The organism is Rossellomorea sp. ABR4_004 (assembly GCF_056159585.1).
The window spans coordinates 1757606-1773125 of the sequence record NZ_JBSWVM010000001.1 but is presented as its reverse complement, the minus strand read 5'-3'; the positions used below and the strand labels follow the sequence as shown (position 1 = coordinate 1773125).

At 42.6% G+C, this 15520-nt stretch carries 14 protein-coding genes and 1 riboswitch; of the genes, 9 read left to right on the top strand and 5 right to left on the bottom strand.

The window, feature by feature from the left end; genetic code table 11:
* The first annotated feature begins 96 nt into the window (after positions 1–96).
* Genes ACXAF2_RS09135 through cobD form a run of 3 tightly spaced genes read left to right on the top strand, consistent with a single transcriptional unit; the run spans position 97 to position 2814 of the window.
* A complete protein-coding gene (locus ACXAF2_RS09135) occupies positions 97–801 on the top strand; it encodes an adenosylcobinamide amidohydrolase (RefSeq protein WP_475138266.1) in 705 nt (234 codons plus the stop codon).
* Positions 801–1781: an adenosylcobinamide-phosphate synthase CbiB gene (cbiB, locus tag ACXAF2_RS09130; RefSeq protein WP_475138265.1), complete on the top strand. Its 981-nt coding sequence runs from the start codon at positions 801–803 to the stop codon at positions 1779–1781. Before ACXAF2_RS09135 ends, cbiB begins: the two co-directional genes overlap by 1 nt.
* Positions 1738–2814 carry a threonine-phosphate decarboxylase CobD gene (gene cobD / locus ACXAF2_RS09125; protein WP_475138264.1) on the top strand — a complete coding sequence of 359 codons (1077 nt, stop codon included), beginning with the start codon at positions 1738–1740 and terminating at the stop codon, positions 2812–2814. The genes cbiB and cobD overlap by 44 nt, the downstream gene beginning before the upstream one ends.
* A 47-nt stretch (positions 2815–2861) precedes the next feature.
* Here cobD and ACXAF2_RS09120 read toward each other — a convergent pair whose 3' ends face one another.
* From ACXAF2_RS09120 to ACXAF2_RS09105, 4 genes are all read right to left on the bottom strand, one after another.
* Positions 2862–4097 (bottom strand): dicarboxylate/amino acid:cation symporter, encoded by a 1236-nt coding sequence (locus ACXAF2_RS09120; RefSeq protein ID WP_475138263.1) that lies wholly within the window; start codon positions 4095–4097, stop codon positions 2862–2864.
* A gap of 177 nt (positions 4098–4274) precedes the next feature.
* Positions 4275–5669 (bottom strand): sensor histidine kinase, encoded by a 1395-nt coding sequence (locus ACXAF2_RS09115; RefSeq protein WP_475138262.1) that lies wholly within the window; start codon positions 5667–5669, stop codon positions 4275–4277.
* Complete coding sequence (locus tag ACXAF2_RS09110) at positions 5650–6342, bottom strand: response regulator transcription factor (protein ID WP_475138261.1); 693 nt, start codon at positions 6340–6342, stop codon at positions 5650–5652. The genes ACXAF2_RS09115 and ACXAF2_RS09110 overlap by 20 nt, the downstream gene beginning before the upstream one ends.
* A gap of 23 nt (positions 6343–6365) precedes the next feature.
* Positions 6366–7562 (bottom strand): hypothetical protein, encoded by a 1197-nt coding sequence (locus tag ACXAF2_RS09105; protein ID WP_475138260.1) that lies wholly within the window; start codon positions 7560–7562, stop codon positions 6366–6368.
* A 205-nt stretch (positions 7563–7767) separates the two neighbouring features.
* Here ACXAF2_RS09105 and ACXAF2_RS09100 point away from each other — a divergent pair, with 205 nt between their 5' ends.
* Entirely contained in the window at positions 7768–8724 is a 957-nt protein-coding gene (locus ACXAF2_RS09100; protein ID WP_475138259.1) for a polysaccharide deacetylase family protein, read from the top strand.
* Between the two features lie 52 nt (positions 8725–8776).
* On the opposite strand, the gene ACXAF2_RS09095 is transcribed toward ACXAF2_RS09100, so the two are convergent.
* Positions 8777–9622 carry a DUF1206 domain-containing protein gene (locus ACXAF2_RS09095; protein WP_475138258.1) on the bottom strand — a complete coding sequence of 282 codons (846 nt, stop codon included), beginning with the start codon at positions 9620–9622 and terminating at the stop codon, positions 8777–8779.
* Between the two features lie 200 nt (positions 9623–9822).
* Positions 9823–9961, top strand: a riboswitch (cyclic di-AMP (ydaO/yuaA leader).
* 233 nt (positions 9962–10194) lie between these two features.
* On the opposite strand from ACXAF2_RS09095, the gene ACXAF2_RS09090 reads away from it, so the two are divergent.
* The 5 genes from ACXAF2_RS09090 to ACXAF2_RS09070 all read left to right on the top strand — a co-directional run bounded on the left by ACXAF2_RS09090 (position 10195) and on the right by ACXAF2_RS09070 (position 15496).
* The gene (locus ACXAF2_RS09090; protein ID WP_475138257.1) at positions 10195–10851 is read left to right on the top strand and encodes a potassium channel family protein; all 657 of its coding nucleotides are present in this window, start codon (positions 10195–10197) and stop codon (positions 10849–10851) included.
* Positions 10852–10854: 3 nt separating this feature from the next.
* Positions 10855–12177, top strand: a complete 1323-nt coding sequence (locus tag ACXAF2_RS09085; RefSeq protein ID WP_475138256.1) for a TrkH family potassium uptake protein — start codon at positions 10855–10857, stop codon at positions 12175–12177.
* A gap of 220 nt (positions 12178–12397) precedes the next feature.
* Positions 12398–13477: a 3-phosphoserine/phosphohydroxythreonine transaminase gene (serC, locus tag ACXAF2_RS09080; RefSeq protein ID WP_475138255.1), complete on the top strand. Its 1080-nt coding sequence runs from the start codon at positions 12398–12400 to the stop codon at positions 13475–13477.
* A gap of 2 nt (positions 13478–13479) precedes the next feature.
* Positions 13480–14655 (top strand): phosphoglycerate dehydrogenase, encoded by a 1176-nt coding sequence (locus ACXAF2_RS09075; protein ID WP_475138254.1) that lies wholly within the window; start codon positions 13480–13482, stop codon positions 14653–14655.
* Positions 14656–14725: 70 nt separating this feature from the next.
* Complete coding sequence (locus ACXAF2_RS09070) at positions 14726–15496, top strand: alpha/beta fold hydrolase (RefSeq protein WP_475138253.1); 771 nt, start codon at positions 14726–14728, stop codon at positions 15494–15496.
* Positions 15497–15520: the final 24 nt, after the last annotated feature.

Below are 15520 nucleotides of genomic sequence, written 5' to 3'. Positions count from 1 at the left end.
ACTTTTTGATAGTAGTTTGCTTTTTTAATAGAAATAATCTTCATTGAGTGAAATTTATATGATCAAAAAGGAAGGTCAAGCGAGGAGAAGATACCAATGAAAAGTGGAAAAGAAACGTTGCAAAACCCTGTCATCATCAACCACCACTTACTAACCTGCTCCAAGAATCAAATCATCCTCCAATCACCACTCCCACTAAAAACAGTCTCCTCAGGCGTCACCAATGCCGGAACAGGCTGGTATAAAACATTTGTGAATCGCCATGTATCGAAAAACTACAAGAGTGATAACCATTATGAAGAGATGCAAGGTTATCTCCTGCAAATAGGTGCAAAAAGAGAAGAAACGGTCGGGATGATGACGGCTGTTCAATTGGAAGATGTGTGCTGGGGGTTATATGAGGAGGAGACATTTTCTGTATTCATTGTCGTTACAGCAGGAGTCGGCAATGCGGTTGATGCGAGTATGAGTGACCGGCATTCGTTTGATCATTCACCCGGCACGATTAACATCTGGGTGTTTATAAATGGAAGAGTATCGGAGGCGGCAAGCATCCAAGGGGTTATGACTGCAACAGAAGCCAAGGTGAAAGCTCTTGCAGCTCATAATGTAAAAGACCCCGTTACAGGGAGCGGGGCAACGGGTACCTCTACTGACAGTATATTAATCGCGAGCACTGAAGAGGGAGTTCTTTTGGAATATGCAGGAACGATTACCCCCTTGGGAAAAAGGATTAGTAAAGGAGTTTATGAGTGCACCGTCCACGCGATTTCCAAGTATAAGAAAAGGGTGGGTACCTGATGATTCATCACTTGTTTGCTATAACAATCGCCTATTTGCTGGACCTATGGATTGGAGATCCGCCCCACTGGCCACATCCTGTTAAATGGATGGGAAAGGCGATTTCCCGTTTAGATCATAGGTTGAATAAAGGAGGATTTCTAAAAAGGAAAGGGATAGTGATGGTATCGATATTGGTAGTGGCGGCATTTATTCTTACCTCTTGCCTTATTTGGGCAAGTTACTCTATGCATACAATCTTAGGGGTCTTGGTAGAAGCCATCGTCATCACGACGACCATCTCCCAAAAGAGCCTTAGATTGGCTGCTTTAGAAGTATTACAACCACTTGAAGAAAACAATCTGAAAACAGCAAGAGAAAAGCTTTCATATATCGTGGGCAGAGATACAGAAAACTTAAATGAAAGTGAAATTGTAAGAGGGACTGTTGAAACCGTTGCGGAAAATACAAGTGATGGGATAACGGCTCCTTTGTTTTGGGCATTGATTGGCGGTGCCCCTCTTGCCATCGTGTACAGATGCGTGAATACGTGTGATTCCATGGTGGGATACAAGAATAAGAGGTACATAGACTTTGGTTGGGCATCAGCCAAGCTGGATGACCTCCTGAATTGGATTCCGAGTAGAATCACAGGATTCATCTTATTTTTCTGTATACGTCCTGTATATTTCACTTACAAAGAAGGATTTCGAATTCTACTGGAAGATGCCAAGAAACACCCTAGTCCAAACAGCGGCTGGGGAGAAGCGGCAGTGGCGGTGAGTCTAGGGGTTCAACTGGGCGGCCTCAACACGTATAAAGGGATGGTTTCCCAACGAGAGAAAATGGGAAGGAAGGTTTTTGAATTAGAACGGAATCATATCCCTGCAACCATTAACCGAATGCAGAAAGCATGTCTCATTTTTATCATGATTCTTTGGATAGGGGGAGTACTTGTTGAAATTACCAGAACATGGATCGAATCCGCAATATACATATAGAGCAATGGATATTTCGATGCCTGATCAAATCGTCGACTTAAGTGCAAATATTAACTCCAGCGGTCCGCCAGATCGTTTAAAAAAGATATGGCAGGGTCTATTAGAGGAAATCGTGACGTATCCGGATCCTCACTCTGTATCTTTACGAAGAAAAATTGCCCGTGAAGAAGGGGTGTTGGAAGAAGAAATTCTTATAGGGAATGGTGGTGCTGAACTGATCCATCTTATTGGGAGATGGTTGGCCCACTCGAATGTTCTCATCATTCATCCCACCTTTTCAGAATATGAGAAAGCTTGTCAAATCAATGACTGCACCATTCATCACCTACTTCTGGAAGAGGACGACTGGGATCTTGATTCAAAAAAGTTGGCAGCGTATCTTTCAAAGGTGGATGCTGTCTTCATATGTAATCCGACCAATCCGACAGGTGTGTTATATTCAGCTTCACAGATAAAAGAGATTGTCAGGGAAGCTCATAAAGAACATTGCTATGTGATTGTGGATGAAGCATTTTATGATTTTCCATTGGATGAGGTAACGGTAGCCCAACTGGTAAAGGAATACCCAAATCTACTTGTGTTAAGAAGCATGACAAAAATGTTTAGCATTCCCGGGATACGCTTGGGTTTTCTGATGGCTGGTGAGAAACTCGTAAAGGAACTGGGAGACTATCAAGTTCATTGGAGTGTGAACGGAATCGCTCAAAAAGTAGGGGAAACACTCTTGGAGGAAACAGATTTCGTTCATCATACTAAATACATGGTGAAAAAGGAGAGGGAGAAGCTGTTTGCATTTTTCGACCGATCCCAATTTGACTATTCACCAAGTCAGACAAACTTTTATCTCTTAAGGGATCCGAAGCTTAACGATCAAACCGATTTATTTCGTTTTCTGTTGGAAAAGGGTATTGTGAGCCGCCATACCCATAATTTCAAAGGGCTGGATGGAAGGTGGTTAAGGTTTGCCGTTAAGGGAGAAAAAGAGCACGGAAAGTTAATGGCCGTCTTAACGGAATGGAAATCCCGTCCTTAATAAAAAACAAGCTTGAGGCCGACTCAAGCTTGTTTTTTATTTGATATTTATATGGAAGCTCCTTCTTGATTGTCTCTGTTCTCCGTCTTATCAATAATCGACGTACCAACCAAATCCCCCGTCACATTAAGAGCCGTACAACCCATTCCAACAAGAGCATCGATCGCCGTCAGCAGGGCAACGGTCTCCATCGGTAACCCCAGCTGGGCGAATACAGTGGCAATCATAATAATGCCTGCTCCCGGAACACCGGCAGTTCCGATTGAAGCCAGTGTTCCTACGAGGACAACGACCAGCATATCAGTCAAGTTTAATGGATTGCCGATTACGTTTGCAGCGAAAACAGCTGAAACGGCGATCCGGATTGCAGCGCCATCCATATTGATCGTGGCCCCCAGTGGTAAGCTGAATCCATATAAGCTTTTAGGCAGACCAAGATTTTTTGCTGCGTTTAATGTTAGAGGCAGGGTACCTGAGCTGCTCTGAGTCACAAATGCTGTGATCATCGGTGTCCGTGCCTGGGCAAAGAACCTGCCTGGACTGATCTTGAACACGAGCAAAGCACCAATGTAGATGGCAATTTGGACAAACAATGCAATGTAAAGGACCAAAATCATATTTCCTAATGATAACAATGTGTCTATTCCCTGTTTCCCGACCGTTTCCGCCATGATGGCAAAGATTCCGACCGGCACATATTGAAGGATCACCTTCATGATGACTAGGGTTGCTTCGTTTAACCCGTTCACGACTTTATACACCTGTTCGCCCAGTTCATGATGTTCCGTTGATGACCTTAAATAAGAAATGGCAATACCAAACACAATGGCGGTAAAGATGATTCCCAGGAGGTTCATTTCCGTGAACGCCGTGACGATATTCTCTGGAATGATATTCAGTAGTACGCTGGTCACCCCTGGATTTTCCGGTACTTCGAATTTCTCCGTCGTATCGAGGGTCATGCCCGTTCCCGGGTTGAAAATACTTGCAACAGCAATCCCTACCACGATCGCTAATGCTGATGAGAATAAATAATATAAGAACGTTTTTCCTCCCATTCGTCCGAGTTTGCTCACATTTGTCTGGTTCACGCCAACCATCAATGTAAACAGGATAAGAGGGATGATAAGAAATTTCAGCAAGCGAATCAATAGATCGCCCAGGGGAGAAAGGACGGATGCATCTTTGCCGAATATCAATCCGACCGCAATCCCCAATACGAGAGCGACGGTTAATTTCACAATAAGGGATGTATCGAGATAGCCTCTCCAAAGAGATTTCATTGTAGCCACTCCTTCTATTTAGTAGTAGATTTCCCCAAACTCTCCAATATACATATTTATAATTCTTATTGGTTTAGTAGGAATTCATTGTCATAAGATACAATAGAATGAAAGGAGTGTCAAAATTCATGCCTGATCCATTATAAAAAAAGAGCCTGGATTCAAAATCCAAGCTCTTTAAGAACGTAAGGGAATGGTGAAACCGGCAGTTGTACCTGAGCCCTTTTCACTTTTCACAAACAATTTTCCATGGTGCAATTCAATGATATTTTTACAGATTGCTAATCCTAACCCTACCCCATCTGAATTCTCCCTCTCCTTATAGAATAAGGTGGCAATATGTTGCAGGTGTTCCGGGTCGATTCCCTGCCCCTCATCTTCTATTTCAAAGGTAAAATGGGAATTCGCCTGGATATAACGAATGAAAACCGTTGAATTCGGGTCTGAGTACTTAATTGCGTTATCTAAGAGATTGATCAACACTTGTCGGATACGATTTTCATCGGCGAATAGATCCACTGTCTCATCGCTTTCCAGCATAATGGATATCCCTTTTTCTTTCCGTTTTTGATCCAGCTGAAGAATGACGTCATTGAGAGTACGATTGAAAGAAAAGGTAGTGAGGTGAATCGTAAAAGATTCATTTGAAAAACGAGAGAAGTCCAATAGCTCCTCTACCAATCCAATTAATCGATTCGTTTCGTTTGAAATGATGGTCAACCCCGTTTTGTTTTCCTGGACATTTTGTAAATCCCCCGTCAGCAATGTTTCGCTCCATCCTTTGATACTCGTAAGGGGAGTGCGAAGTTCATGGGAAACGGAGGAGATGAACTCATTCTTCATTTTCTCTGTTTTAAGGAGTTCCCTTGCCATATCATTAAAGGACGTACTCAAGGTTCGGAATTCGTCCTTATACTTTCCGACAATTCTCGTTTCCAATTCTCCTTTGGCAAGCTTCTGTGATGCTTCGGTCAGTTCAATCACAGGTTTCGTTAAATTTCGGGCAAAAAGTGTACTCACCATAAAAACGATAAGCAAAATAACGAGTCCTATTAAAAATAATGAAAGCAAGATTGTTCGAAAATTGTTATCCAGTGATTCCAGGGATGTTATAAACCGGATCAATCCAATGGTGTTATTTTCTCCATTTAATGGTACCGACACAGCCAAAATATGCTCACCTGTAATGGGGTGGTTACCGATCCAAGTTCCGCTGTCATTTCGAAATGCCTCCTCAATATCCTTGAAGTCAGGCTTTTCATCCGGAATAAAACCAGTCGAAGAGGATAATAAGTCTCCATTCGCGTTCAATATTTGTGTTTCGGCTTGAGGGATGGAGAAGTTATTTTGGAGATTAGTCAATTCATTCCTCAAAGTAAAGGAATGAAGGTTCATATATTTATTGGCAAACTGTGAAGAGTTGACAGCATGATTCTTCAACATATCTATTGTACCGTTGTAGTAATAAGAATAGATTCCTGAAACGAGAATGCCCAAAAATAACAGAATGGTCAAGGTGATAAGGGAGACGTTCTGAATGAGTAATCTTCTTTTAATTCCCATGTTCGTCATTCCAGCGATACCCATATCCCCAAACCGTCAGGATATAGTGAGGATGGGAAGGGTCTTTTTCAATTTTTTGACGGATTCGCCGAATATTCACGTCTACAATCTTCGGATCACCTGCGTATTGAAGTCCCCATACTTCATCCAACAAATCATTGCGGGAAATCGCTTCTCCGTTTGCCTTGAAAATGATGCTGAGTAATTCATACTCTATCGGGGAAAGGTCAATCTTCTTTCCTTGAACAAATAGAAGTCTCTTCTGTTCGTGTAGCGTGATGGGGGATTGGCTTTCCTCCTTGAACTGATGAACATTCATTCTTCTCAGTAATGCTTCGATTCGAGCAATGAGCTCATTCGGACTGAATGGTTTCGGAATATAATCATCTGCCCCGTTCATCAATCCGTGAACCTTATCCATTTCCTGTACTTTGGCCGTTAACATGATGATTCCTATGGATGGATTCCAATTTCTGATCTCTTTACATGCTTCAAATCCGTTCATACCAGGGAGCATGACATCAAGTAAGACAATATCGATTGGGGGGTGTGCATTCTTGACCAGGTCGATTCCTTCCTCTGCGCTTCCAGCTTGCAAGACAGCGTAACCGTATCGCTTTAAGTTAATCTCGATAAAGCCACGGATGGATTCTTCATCTTCAATAATCAAAATGTGCTTCATCCAACTACACCTCCATTTTCTCATCAGATAGGCTGGACGAGACGCTTGCCTATTGCCGCTGAGTATTTTGTTATATATGTGAATTGATTCGTTTCATATAATAGATTCCACCCTTTTGGCAGTGGTTGACCTTTGTCAATCGCGTATACATCATATAGCACGCTGCCATCTTCCATGGAAAGAAATTTCACATAACGTCCGTCTTCTGATTCCTCCACTTCTACAGAGGGCCAGTCCTGTGGGATCTCGAACCTGTATAAGTAAGCTGCATTGTCGTAGTATCGATGAATGAGCTCGGCTTGTTTTTGGTCGCTGAGCTGATAATACTCATTGATGAAAGGCATGTCAGAATAGGCGAGATGATCATCGCTTGCCTCTTTTTGAAGAGTGAATTCAAGGATTCCATCTCCGTTCGAATCTTCACTATTCACGGCATAGGCTCTGAAAAGCTCTTCCTCTTCTATGTTTTCCGGTAAAATATTCATCAACTTCTCGTCCTCAACACCAATAATGAATGACGTAGATGAATGTGCACCTACACCTGCATCCAGTATCGCTCCTTTTAAAGAAGGGGAGATGGACCCGGCTAAGGAATGGTAGTAAGGGTATACATATGGATCTAATTTCAGCTCATCTAATACGTTCATTTTATGATGGCTGAAATGATAAAGACGAACGGAATGAGACTGGTTTGGTACCAGTGACGCGAGGAGGATTTCCCCACGATCATCTTTCGTGAAGTTTCCTGAAAAAAACGCACTATATTGGGATTCAAACAGCTTCTTAGGCTTATCTTTATTCAGGTCGTACACGATCAGTGCTTTGTCTGAGGCGTCTTCTGAGAAAGAGAACCCAATCAGTATTTCTTGGTATCCATCTTGATTTAAGTCGAGGAATTCAACTTTATGTAGTTCCCTTCCAAGTTCCTTCAATTTCATTTTTTCCTTCCATTCTCCTTTTTCTTCCTTTAGAACAATGGCTTCCAATTGAGAGGTTTGATCAGGTAGTCTATAAAATACGATCAATTCGTTCGTTTGATCGTGATTCAAATCTGCTTCAATCATTTTGTTTGCTTGTTTGTCTTCAATCGGTGACACCCATTCCGCCTGTGGCGGAACATATTTTCCAATCGCTTGTTTCACTTCCTGCTGTTTAACCGGAAGTTCAGGCGGCTTCAATAATGATGTATTGGATTGGAATAATGAGCAACCCGTGCACATCAAGAGACACCCCATTAGGAACAAAACTTTCTTCAATTGATCATCACATCCTGCCTATAGCTTTCACTAGTATAGTGTAAACTCAATCGACAAAAGTAACAAAAAAGTTACAAAAGTCGCCCTTGCTTTGTAACCAGGAAGTAACCTTTTTCATCGCCTATGATCCTATCATTAAACGTAACAAGAAAGCAGAAAGGTGATCGAGATGGGGAGACAAGGGAAAAAAAGAAAATGGATCAAGCCCATAGAGTTGGGAGGATTGGCAGGAGTGATCGTGCTATTACTCATTCTTTCAACTTCGTGGGTTTTGGACATTGGGGAAGCGAAGATTTCGAAGGAAACAACCACTCAACAGAAAGTAGTGGTCCAGGAAGAATCATCTGAAGAAGTGAAGGGCGAAGCAGCACACTCTGAAGTCGGGAAAGCGGATACTGGCAGCAATACTCAAGAAGAGGAACAAGAAACAAACTCCAGTGAAGTGGTGATCGAGGATGACGACAAGTCAAAGGAGGAAGAGGAAATAGAAGACCATTCGACCGATGTGAATGAACATGGGAACTTCGAGGATGAAAAGACGGTTTACATCACATTCGATGATGGTCCGAATGAAAATACGGAAGAGATTCTGCAAGTACTTAATCAATATGGGGCAAAAGCGAGCTTTTTTATGCTGGAACCGAATATGAATAAACATAGTGAGGCCGTTCGACAGATGGTGGAAGAAGGGCATAGTGTCGGGTTGCATGGTGTCACCCATGATGTATCCGAAGTCTACCAATCTAGTGAATCGGTAGTAGGGGAGATGCTGACGGCCCAATCTACGTTAGAGTCCATTACAGGTATTCGAAGCGAGTTGATTCGCGTTCCTTATGGGTCCGTACCCAACATGAAACCGGAATATTTGAAAGCAGTTAAAAGAGAGGGATTTAGTTTATGGGATTGGAATGTAGATAGTGAAGATTGGAAATATCATAGTGGGGAGTATGTTCAGAATGTCATGGATCAGTTAGCTTCTTATGCATATGAAAACCAGCCAAAGGTCATTCTTATGCATGAAAAACCTGCGACACTCGCTTATTTAGATTCTTTACTTCAGAAGTTGACTGATCAAGGATATAATATGGAAGCTTTAACAGAAGAAATGGAGCCAGTTACATTTTAACAGTGTTGCCAGAAGAAAAAAGGAGCTGCCCTTCGGCTGCTCCTTTTCATTCTTAATAGATGCTCATATGACGGTTTTTCCCTGTTAAAATTTGAAACACGCCGTAAAGGATCAATCCTGCCGCTACAATTCCCAGCAGCCATTGTCCATAAGGTTGTTGAGCTATCTTGGAAAGTGCTCCATCCAGACCTTGTGTTTTATCAGGATCGGCTGTGATCGCCGTTTGAATAAAGAAATAACCGATCAGTAAAAAGACCATGCCTCGGGAATATAACCCTAGCTTTCCTGTCTTTCTTCCCAATTCCCATTCTTTCTCGGACATTTCATGCCGTTTAAATTTATTCGTGTACTTTTCAGTATAAGCATTATGAATTTCATAGAGTGCATAACCAATAATGATAAGTCCGACAATTCCTACAACCCATTGACCAAAGGGCTGAGACAATAACTTAGCAGATAAGGTCTGTTTAGATCCAGAACCGGAGCTTTTGGCATGCATCGCAATGGCGAAAGCATTATAAGTCAAAGAACCGTAAGCAATCCCGGTGATGAGATTAGCGAGTCTTCTAAACATTGATTTACCGTCATTTTTCACGTGTTCAGGATCTTTTACGACTTGAATGAGGTGCCAAAGAACAATTCCGATCAGGCCGAGACCTAATATCCAAAGGAGGACTTCCCCAAAGGGTTTGCTGGCCACTGCTGCAAAGGCACCACTCGAGTCTGAAGTGCTTCCTCCTATTCCGAGAGCGGCCATAACGGCCAATGTGCCAATCAGTATATAAACAATCCCTCTTGAAATAAATCCAATTCGTGCAAACCCTCTAATCCAAGGTTTTATATCATTTGATGAAACAGATGAACTGCTTGATGTTGTAATGGATGAAACTCCGGCCATATACACTACTTCCCTTCTGGTTCTATTTTCTTAATACCTATGTATGCTATTCCCCTGATATAGAAAACAGAAACCTTTTTAACGAACAGTAAATGCTGGATGGATTCATTTAATTTTGCCTTTTTTTCTTTTAAAAATTTTTACATAAAACCTATTTACAACGAATTAGGAGAGGAGTAATATATCTATCATCAAATGAATATTCTTTATCGCTTAATTCATTTTTGAAGCGGGGGACCCAAGTATTTTAAAGGGGTGAATCCTTTCTATTGAAAGGTAGGGCTACTTCCATAACCCGAATCCGTCAGCTAACCTCGTAAGCGTATTGGGAGAGGATGATACTTGTGATCGATTATGGATGACCACAGGCTTAGTTCCTGCTGGTCTTTTTGCGTTGTTTAGAAGTCCGGATCCGGAGGCCGGAGGTCATGAGTCAAACCTGCCATAAAGGCACAGGAAGCCCCGACAGGTTCGCCTTATGTTACCTCCTAAGTTCGAGCCGTATGGGCTTTTGTTGTAATGAAGAAGTACTAGATGGTTAAGCTATTAAAAAGGTTTTGGAGGATTTCATCATGAAAAAGCAGTTTGCAGTTATTGGATTAGGAAGATTTGGAGGGAATCTGGTTCAGGAATTGGCTGATCTGGATGTTGAAGTGTTAGCCATTGATATTCATCATGATGTCGTCCAGCATTATATAGACATTGCCACGCATGCCGTGCAGGCGAATGCCATGGATGAATCTGTATTGAAATCCCTTGGGCTCAGAAACTTTGATCACGTGATCGTGTCCTTTGGGGATAATATAGAAGCAAGTATTCTTACCACCTTACTTTTAAAAGAATTAGGGGTTAAAGAAGTATGGGTCAAAGCTTCGAACTCCTATCATCAGAAGGTGTTGGACCGGATCGGGGCCGATAAAGTCATTCACCCTGAACGTGACATGGCGCGAAGAATTGCCCATCACATCACGTCAGAAAAGATCATTGATTATATCGAACTCTCCAAAGAGCACAGTATTGTTGAAGTGCGTGCGTCTAAAAAAGTCGCGGGCAAAACGTTAATTGATCTGGACGTCCGGGCGAAATTCGGTTGTAATATCATTGCCATTCACCGCGGGGAGGAAGTTATTGTCTCTCCTTCTGCCGATGAAGTCATCAAAATGGAAGATCTATTGATCGTCATTGGACATAACAGGGATATCAATCGATTTGAAAAAGAAGGTGTATAACCTATGAAACATAAGGTGATCCGGTTAAGCCCTCCTCAACTTCTCGTTGTGACATTTCTATTCTTTATCATAGTAGGAATGGGTTTGCTCAAGCTGCCGTTTGCCACCACAGAATCGATTACATGGCTTGATGCCTTGTTCACGACGACTTCCGCCATGACGGTTACAGGGCTTGCAGTTGTTGATACAGGAGATGCCTTCACCCTCTTTGGAGAAGTGGTCATTATGAGTCTGATCCAAATCGGGGGACTGGGCATCATGTCCTTTGCCGTCTTGATCTTTATGATGCTTGGTAAGAAAATCGGGTTTAAAGAACGACTTCTTCTTCAACAGGCATTAAATCAGACGTCTGTAGGAGGAGTCATCAAGCTTGTAAAATATTTATTTATCTTTTCCTTCCTTGTTGAAGGATTTGCCGTTCTATTACTGGCGTCTGAATGGGTTCCTGAATTCGGTTGGAGAAGAGGGCTTTACGTCAGTATATTTCATTCGATTTCCGCGTTTAATAATGCAGGGTTCTCTCTCTGGTCCGATAGTTTAATGGGTTACGTGGGAAATCCCATCGTCAACATCACCATTTCGTTTCTTTTTATTGTAGGAGGGATCGGATTCACTGTTTTAGTGGACCTATGGAAATCGAAAACGATTCGCAAACTTTCACTCCATACGAAAATCATGGTAGTAGGGACATTTGTCATCAATGTATTCGCTTTTATGATGATTTTCATCCTGGAGTATAATAACCCGAATACACTGGCTCAGTTACCTTTCCTTGATAAGCTGTTCGCTTCCTATTTTCAAGCGGTCACCCCCCGTACGGCCGGTTTTAACTCGCTTGATTATGGCAGCATGGAACGCTCCACATTGCTGCTCACGATTCTTTTGATGTTCATCGGGGCCGGAAGTGCTTCAACGGGTGGAGGAATCAAGCTGACCACTTTTGTTGTGATTTCATTGAGTGTGTTTGCTTTCTTGAAAGAGAAAAGAGAGATTCGTATTTTCCGTCGTACGATCGATCAAAACTATATTTTTAAAGCTTTGGCAGTGTCGATGATCAGTGTCCTCCTTGTTTTTACGGCCCTGTTTTTCCTTGATATGACAGAAAAGAATGCTTCTTTCCTGGCTATTCTCTTTGAAGTGGTATCAGCCTTTGGAACGGTGGGCTTGTCCATGGGGATTACAGGATCTTTGACAGCCATAGGTAAATGGATCATCATCACCGTAATGTTTGTAGGGAAATTAGGACCGCTCACACTGGCCTTCTCCCTATCCAGACCAGACAAAGAAAAGATCCGCTATCCAAAAGAAGATATTCTAACAGGCTAATACTCAACCAACCGGTTCCCTCCATTTTGCCCTTCGCGGGTAAATGGGGGAGCCGGTTTTTTTATGTCATTTTTCAAAAACGACAAAGAATCAATCCATAACCACGCATAAGTCTAAAAACAGTTTTGTTAAGCGTTTTCATCATTGGTTTTTGATATTGACTAAACCACTGTGCGCGATTATACTGTTGAAAAATTCTGAACTTTAGGCGGTGCTGTTGTTGAAGCGTGTGTATAATTTTTCTGCTGGTCCTGCGGTGTTACCTGAGCCTGTTCTGAAAAAGGTTCAAGGCGAATTATTGAACTATCAGGAAACGGGTATGTCTGTGATGGAATTGAGTCATCGATCTGCTCCTTTCCAAAATATAATAGAAGAAGCTCAGAGTTTATTGCGTGAACTGCTCTCGATCCCGGATGATTACCATGTCGTATTTATGCAAGGAGGAGCATCCCTGCAATTTTCCATGATTCCTCTAAATTTACTGGGTTCAGATCAAGAAGCTGACTATGTCCTGACAGGCAGCTGGTCGAAGAAAGCTGTCAAAGAAGCGGAGAAGGTTGGGAATGTCCGAACTTTATCACTTCAAGAGAAGTTCGAAATCCCTGCTTATACACCAGAAGATTTTTCACCACAGTCAAACTATGTACATATTACCTCCAACAATACAATTGAAGGAACGCGTTACCATAAATGGCCAGAAACAGGAGGCATTCCACTAATAGCCGATATGTCCTCTCATATCCTTTCTGAGAAAATAGACGTATCCTCCTTTGGAATGATCTATGCAGGTGCTCAAAAGAATCTGGGTCCGTCGGGTGTAACGGTGGCGATCATTCATGACAGTCTGGTCGGTCAAGCATCAAATACCTGTCCAACGATGCTGAATTACGAAACATATGTAAAGCATGATTCACTCTTTAACACGCCACCGACCTTCTCTATTTATGTTTTAAAGCTTGTACTGGAGTGGGTGAAAGAAAATGGCGGAGTGGAAGGGATGCAGGCTGAAAATGAGAGGAAGGCCGGTCTCTTATACACCTGTATAGATGAATCATCGTTATTCCATAACCCTGTCCCGGAAAATAATCGTTCCTTAATGAACATTCCTTTTTCAACACGTGATGAGGAGCTGGACTCCCGGTTTCTAAAAGAAGCCAAGGCAGAAGGGTTTGAATTTTTAAAAGGGCATCGTTCCGTGGGCGGAATGCGAGCGAGTTTATATAATGCCATGCCGCTTGAAGGTGTGGAAGCACTGATCGGTTTCATGAAAAAATTTGAGTCTGAGCAAGGGGGAGTATGAAAATGATTTCAATCAATACGTACAATGCCATAAGTCAAAGCGGACTTTCACTGATCGAGGATGACCTGAACTACCATCTGAATGGGAATGGGGATCCCGATGGAATCCTTGTCAGATCGAAGAACTTGCATGATTACTCTTTTCCGGCTTCAGTCAAAGCCATTGCCCGGGCAGGTGCTGGGGTCAATAATATCCCGATTGATCACTGTACGGAAAAAGGAATTGTTGTCTTTAATACTCCGGGGGCCAATGCAAACGCCGTGAAAGAGCTCGTACTGGCTAATTTGATCGCTTCTTCACGTAATCTATATTCTGCTGTCGGCTGGACAAACACGTTAAGAGAAACAGAGGAAGATGTACCAAGTGTCGTAGAAGCAAAGAAAAAAGAATTCGTAGGAAGTGAGATTAAAGGGAAGAAGCTCGGTGTCGTAGGCTTGGGAGCGATTGGCGTCCTTGTCGCAAATGATGCCTTGGCCCTTGGGATGGATGTGGTCGCCTATGATCCATTTATATCAGTGGACGCAGCTTGGCGTTTATCACAGGATGTAAAGCGCGCTCATCATATTGAAGAAGTATGGGGAGAGTGTGATTTTGTAACACTGCACATTCCATTATCAGACAAAACGGCAAGCTTTGTGAGTGAAGAAGGCTTCACGAAGATGAAAAAAGGTATGACGATCTTAAACTTTTCAAGAGGTGAGCTAGTGGAAGAAGATGCTCTGGAGAAGGCCCTTGAAGCAGGAATTGTCCGTAAATATGTGACGGATTTCCCTAATAAAAAGGTATTGAAAATGAAAAACGTCATCCCTGTTCCTCACTTGGGCGCATCTACCGTAGAATCGGAAGAAAACTGTGCCATCATGGCGACAAAGCAGCTGAAAACATATCTTGAAACGGGTAATATTAAGCATGCTGTGAACCTGCCTGACGTGGAGTTGCCTTATAGCGGAAAAATGCGTGTAACGGTCATGCACCAAAACATCCCGAACATGGTCAGTCAAATTGCCAATGTTCTCTCCGGGTATGCGGTCAACATTGCAGATATGATCAACCGGAGTAAACATACGTGGGCTTATACCATGATTGATCTGGATCAGAAACTCCTCGAACAAGAACAACATCAAGTGAAAAGCAGGATGAAAGAAATACACGGTGTGGTTTCCGTCCGCCTCATTTAAATAAAGTGACTAGAACTCCCTTAACCCGAGAACAATGTGTAGTAAAGCGGTTGAGGGAGGATTTATTTTTATGGCAATGATTCATTTTAACGATAGAGACCTATATTTTGACGATTTAGGAAAGGGGACTCCCCTAGTCTTGATCCATCCCCCGGGCATGGGAAGGATGACCTTCATAAAGCAGCATGTGCTTTCCAGGCATTTCCGCCTTATTATTCCAGATTTAACAGGTCACGGGGACTCCTTTACTATGGATCAGAATATCAGTATCGCTGAGTTTGTAGAGGACATAAAGGCGGTCCTCGACCACCTGAACATTTCTGCATGTGTGATGCTTGGATATTCTGCAGGAGGTATAGTAGGACAAACATTCGCCTGTACCTATGAAGATCGGGTTTCCTCCCTCATACTAGTTGGGGGATACCCGAAAGTCACGAATCCCAAGCTGAAATGGATGCACCATATGGGCATGAAAATGGCTCGTGACAAACCGGCCCGCCTATCCGGGATTATTTCCCGAGCGCATTTCAAGGACAAGCTTGAGCGTGAGAAGCTCAGGGATCATATGAATAAGGCGAACCCCCATATTTGGTATCATTTCTACGAGCAATCCCTTCATTATGATGGGATAAAGCAAGTCGAGAAGCTTCCCATCCCGCTACTCTTGATTTATGGGGAAAGGTCGGATTGGATCAATTCTCATCTTAAACTGTATAACGATTGCTATCCTAAGAAAATATATGTGATCCCAGGAGCCTCACATCAGATTCCCACACGTTATCATGATGCTCTAAATAATATACTGTTAGGAGAAATAGAAGGGTTGGAAGCCAAGGAGTAGTGGATAATCTTTGCCCTTGTTCCT

Coding starts and splice junctions, on each gene's coding strand:
- ACXAF2_RS09135 (WP_475138266.1), top strand. CDS start 97: ATGAAAAGTGGAAAAGAAACGTTGCAAAACCCTGTCATCATCAACCAC.
- cbiB (WP_475138265.1), top strand. CDS start 801: ATGATTCATCACTTGTTTGCTATAACAATCGCCTATTTGCTGGACCTA.
- ACXAF2_RS09120 (WP_475138263.1), bottom strand. CDS start 4,097: ATGAAATCTCTTTGGAGAGGCTATCTCGATACATCCCTTATTGTGAAA.
- ACXAF2_RS09115 (WP_475138262.1), bottom strand. CDS start 5,669: ATGACGAACATGGGAATTAAAAGAAGATTACTCATTCAGAACGTCTCC.
- ACXAF2_RS09110 (WP_475138261.1), bottom strand. CDS start 6,342: ATGAAGCACATTTTGATTATTGAAGATGAAGAATCCATCCGTGGCTTT.
- ACXAF2_RS09105 (WP_475138260.1), bottom strand. CDS start 7,562: ATGTGCACGGGTTGCTCATTATTCCAATCCAATACATCATTATTGAAG.
- ACXAF2_RS09100 (WP_475138259.1), top strand. CDS start 7,768: ATGGGGAGACAAGGGAAAAAAAGAAAATGGATCAAGCCCATAGAGTTG.
- ACXAF2_RS09095 (WP_475138258.1), bottom strand. CDS start 9,622: ATGGCCGGAGTTTCATCCATTACAACATCAAGCAGTTCATCTGTTTCA.
- ACXAF2_RS09090 (WP_475138257.1), top strand. CDS start 10,195: ATGAAAAAGCAGTTTGCAGTTATTGGATTAGGAAGATTTGGAGGGAAT.
- ACXAF2_RS09085 (WP_475138256.1), top strand. CDS start 10,855: ATGAAACATAAGGTGATCCGGTTAAGCCCTCCTCAACTTCTCGTTGTG.
- ACXAF2_RS09075 (WP_475138254.1), top strand. CDS start 13,480: ATGATTTCAATCAATACGTACAATGCCATAAGTCAAAGCGGACTTTCA.
- ACXAF2_RS09070 (WP_475138253.1), top strand. CDS start 14,726: ATGGCAATGATTCATTTTAACGATAGAGACCTATATTTTGACGATTTA.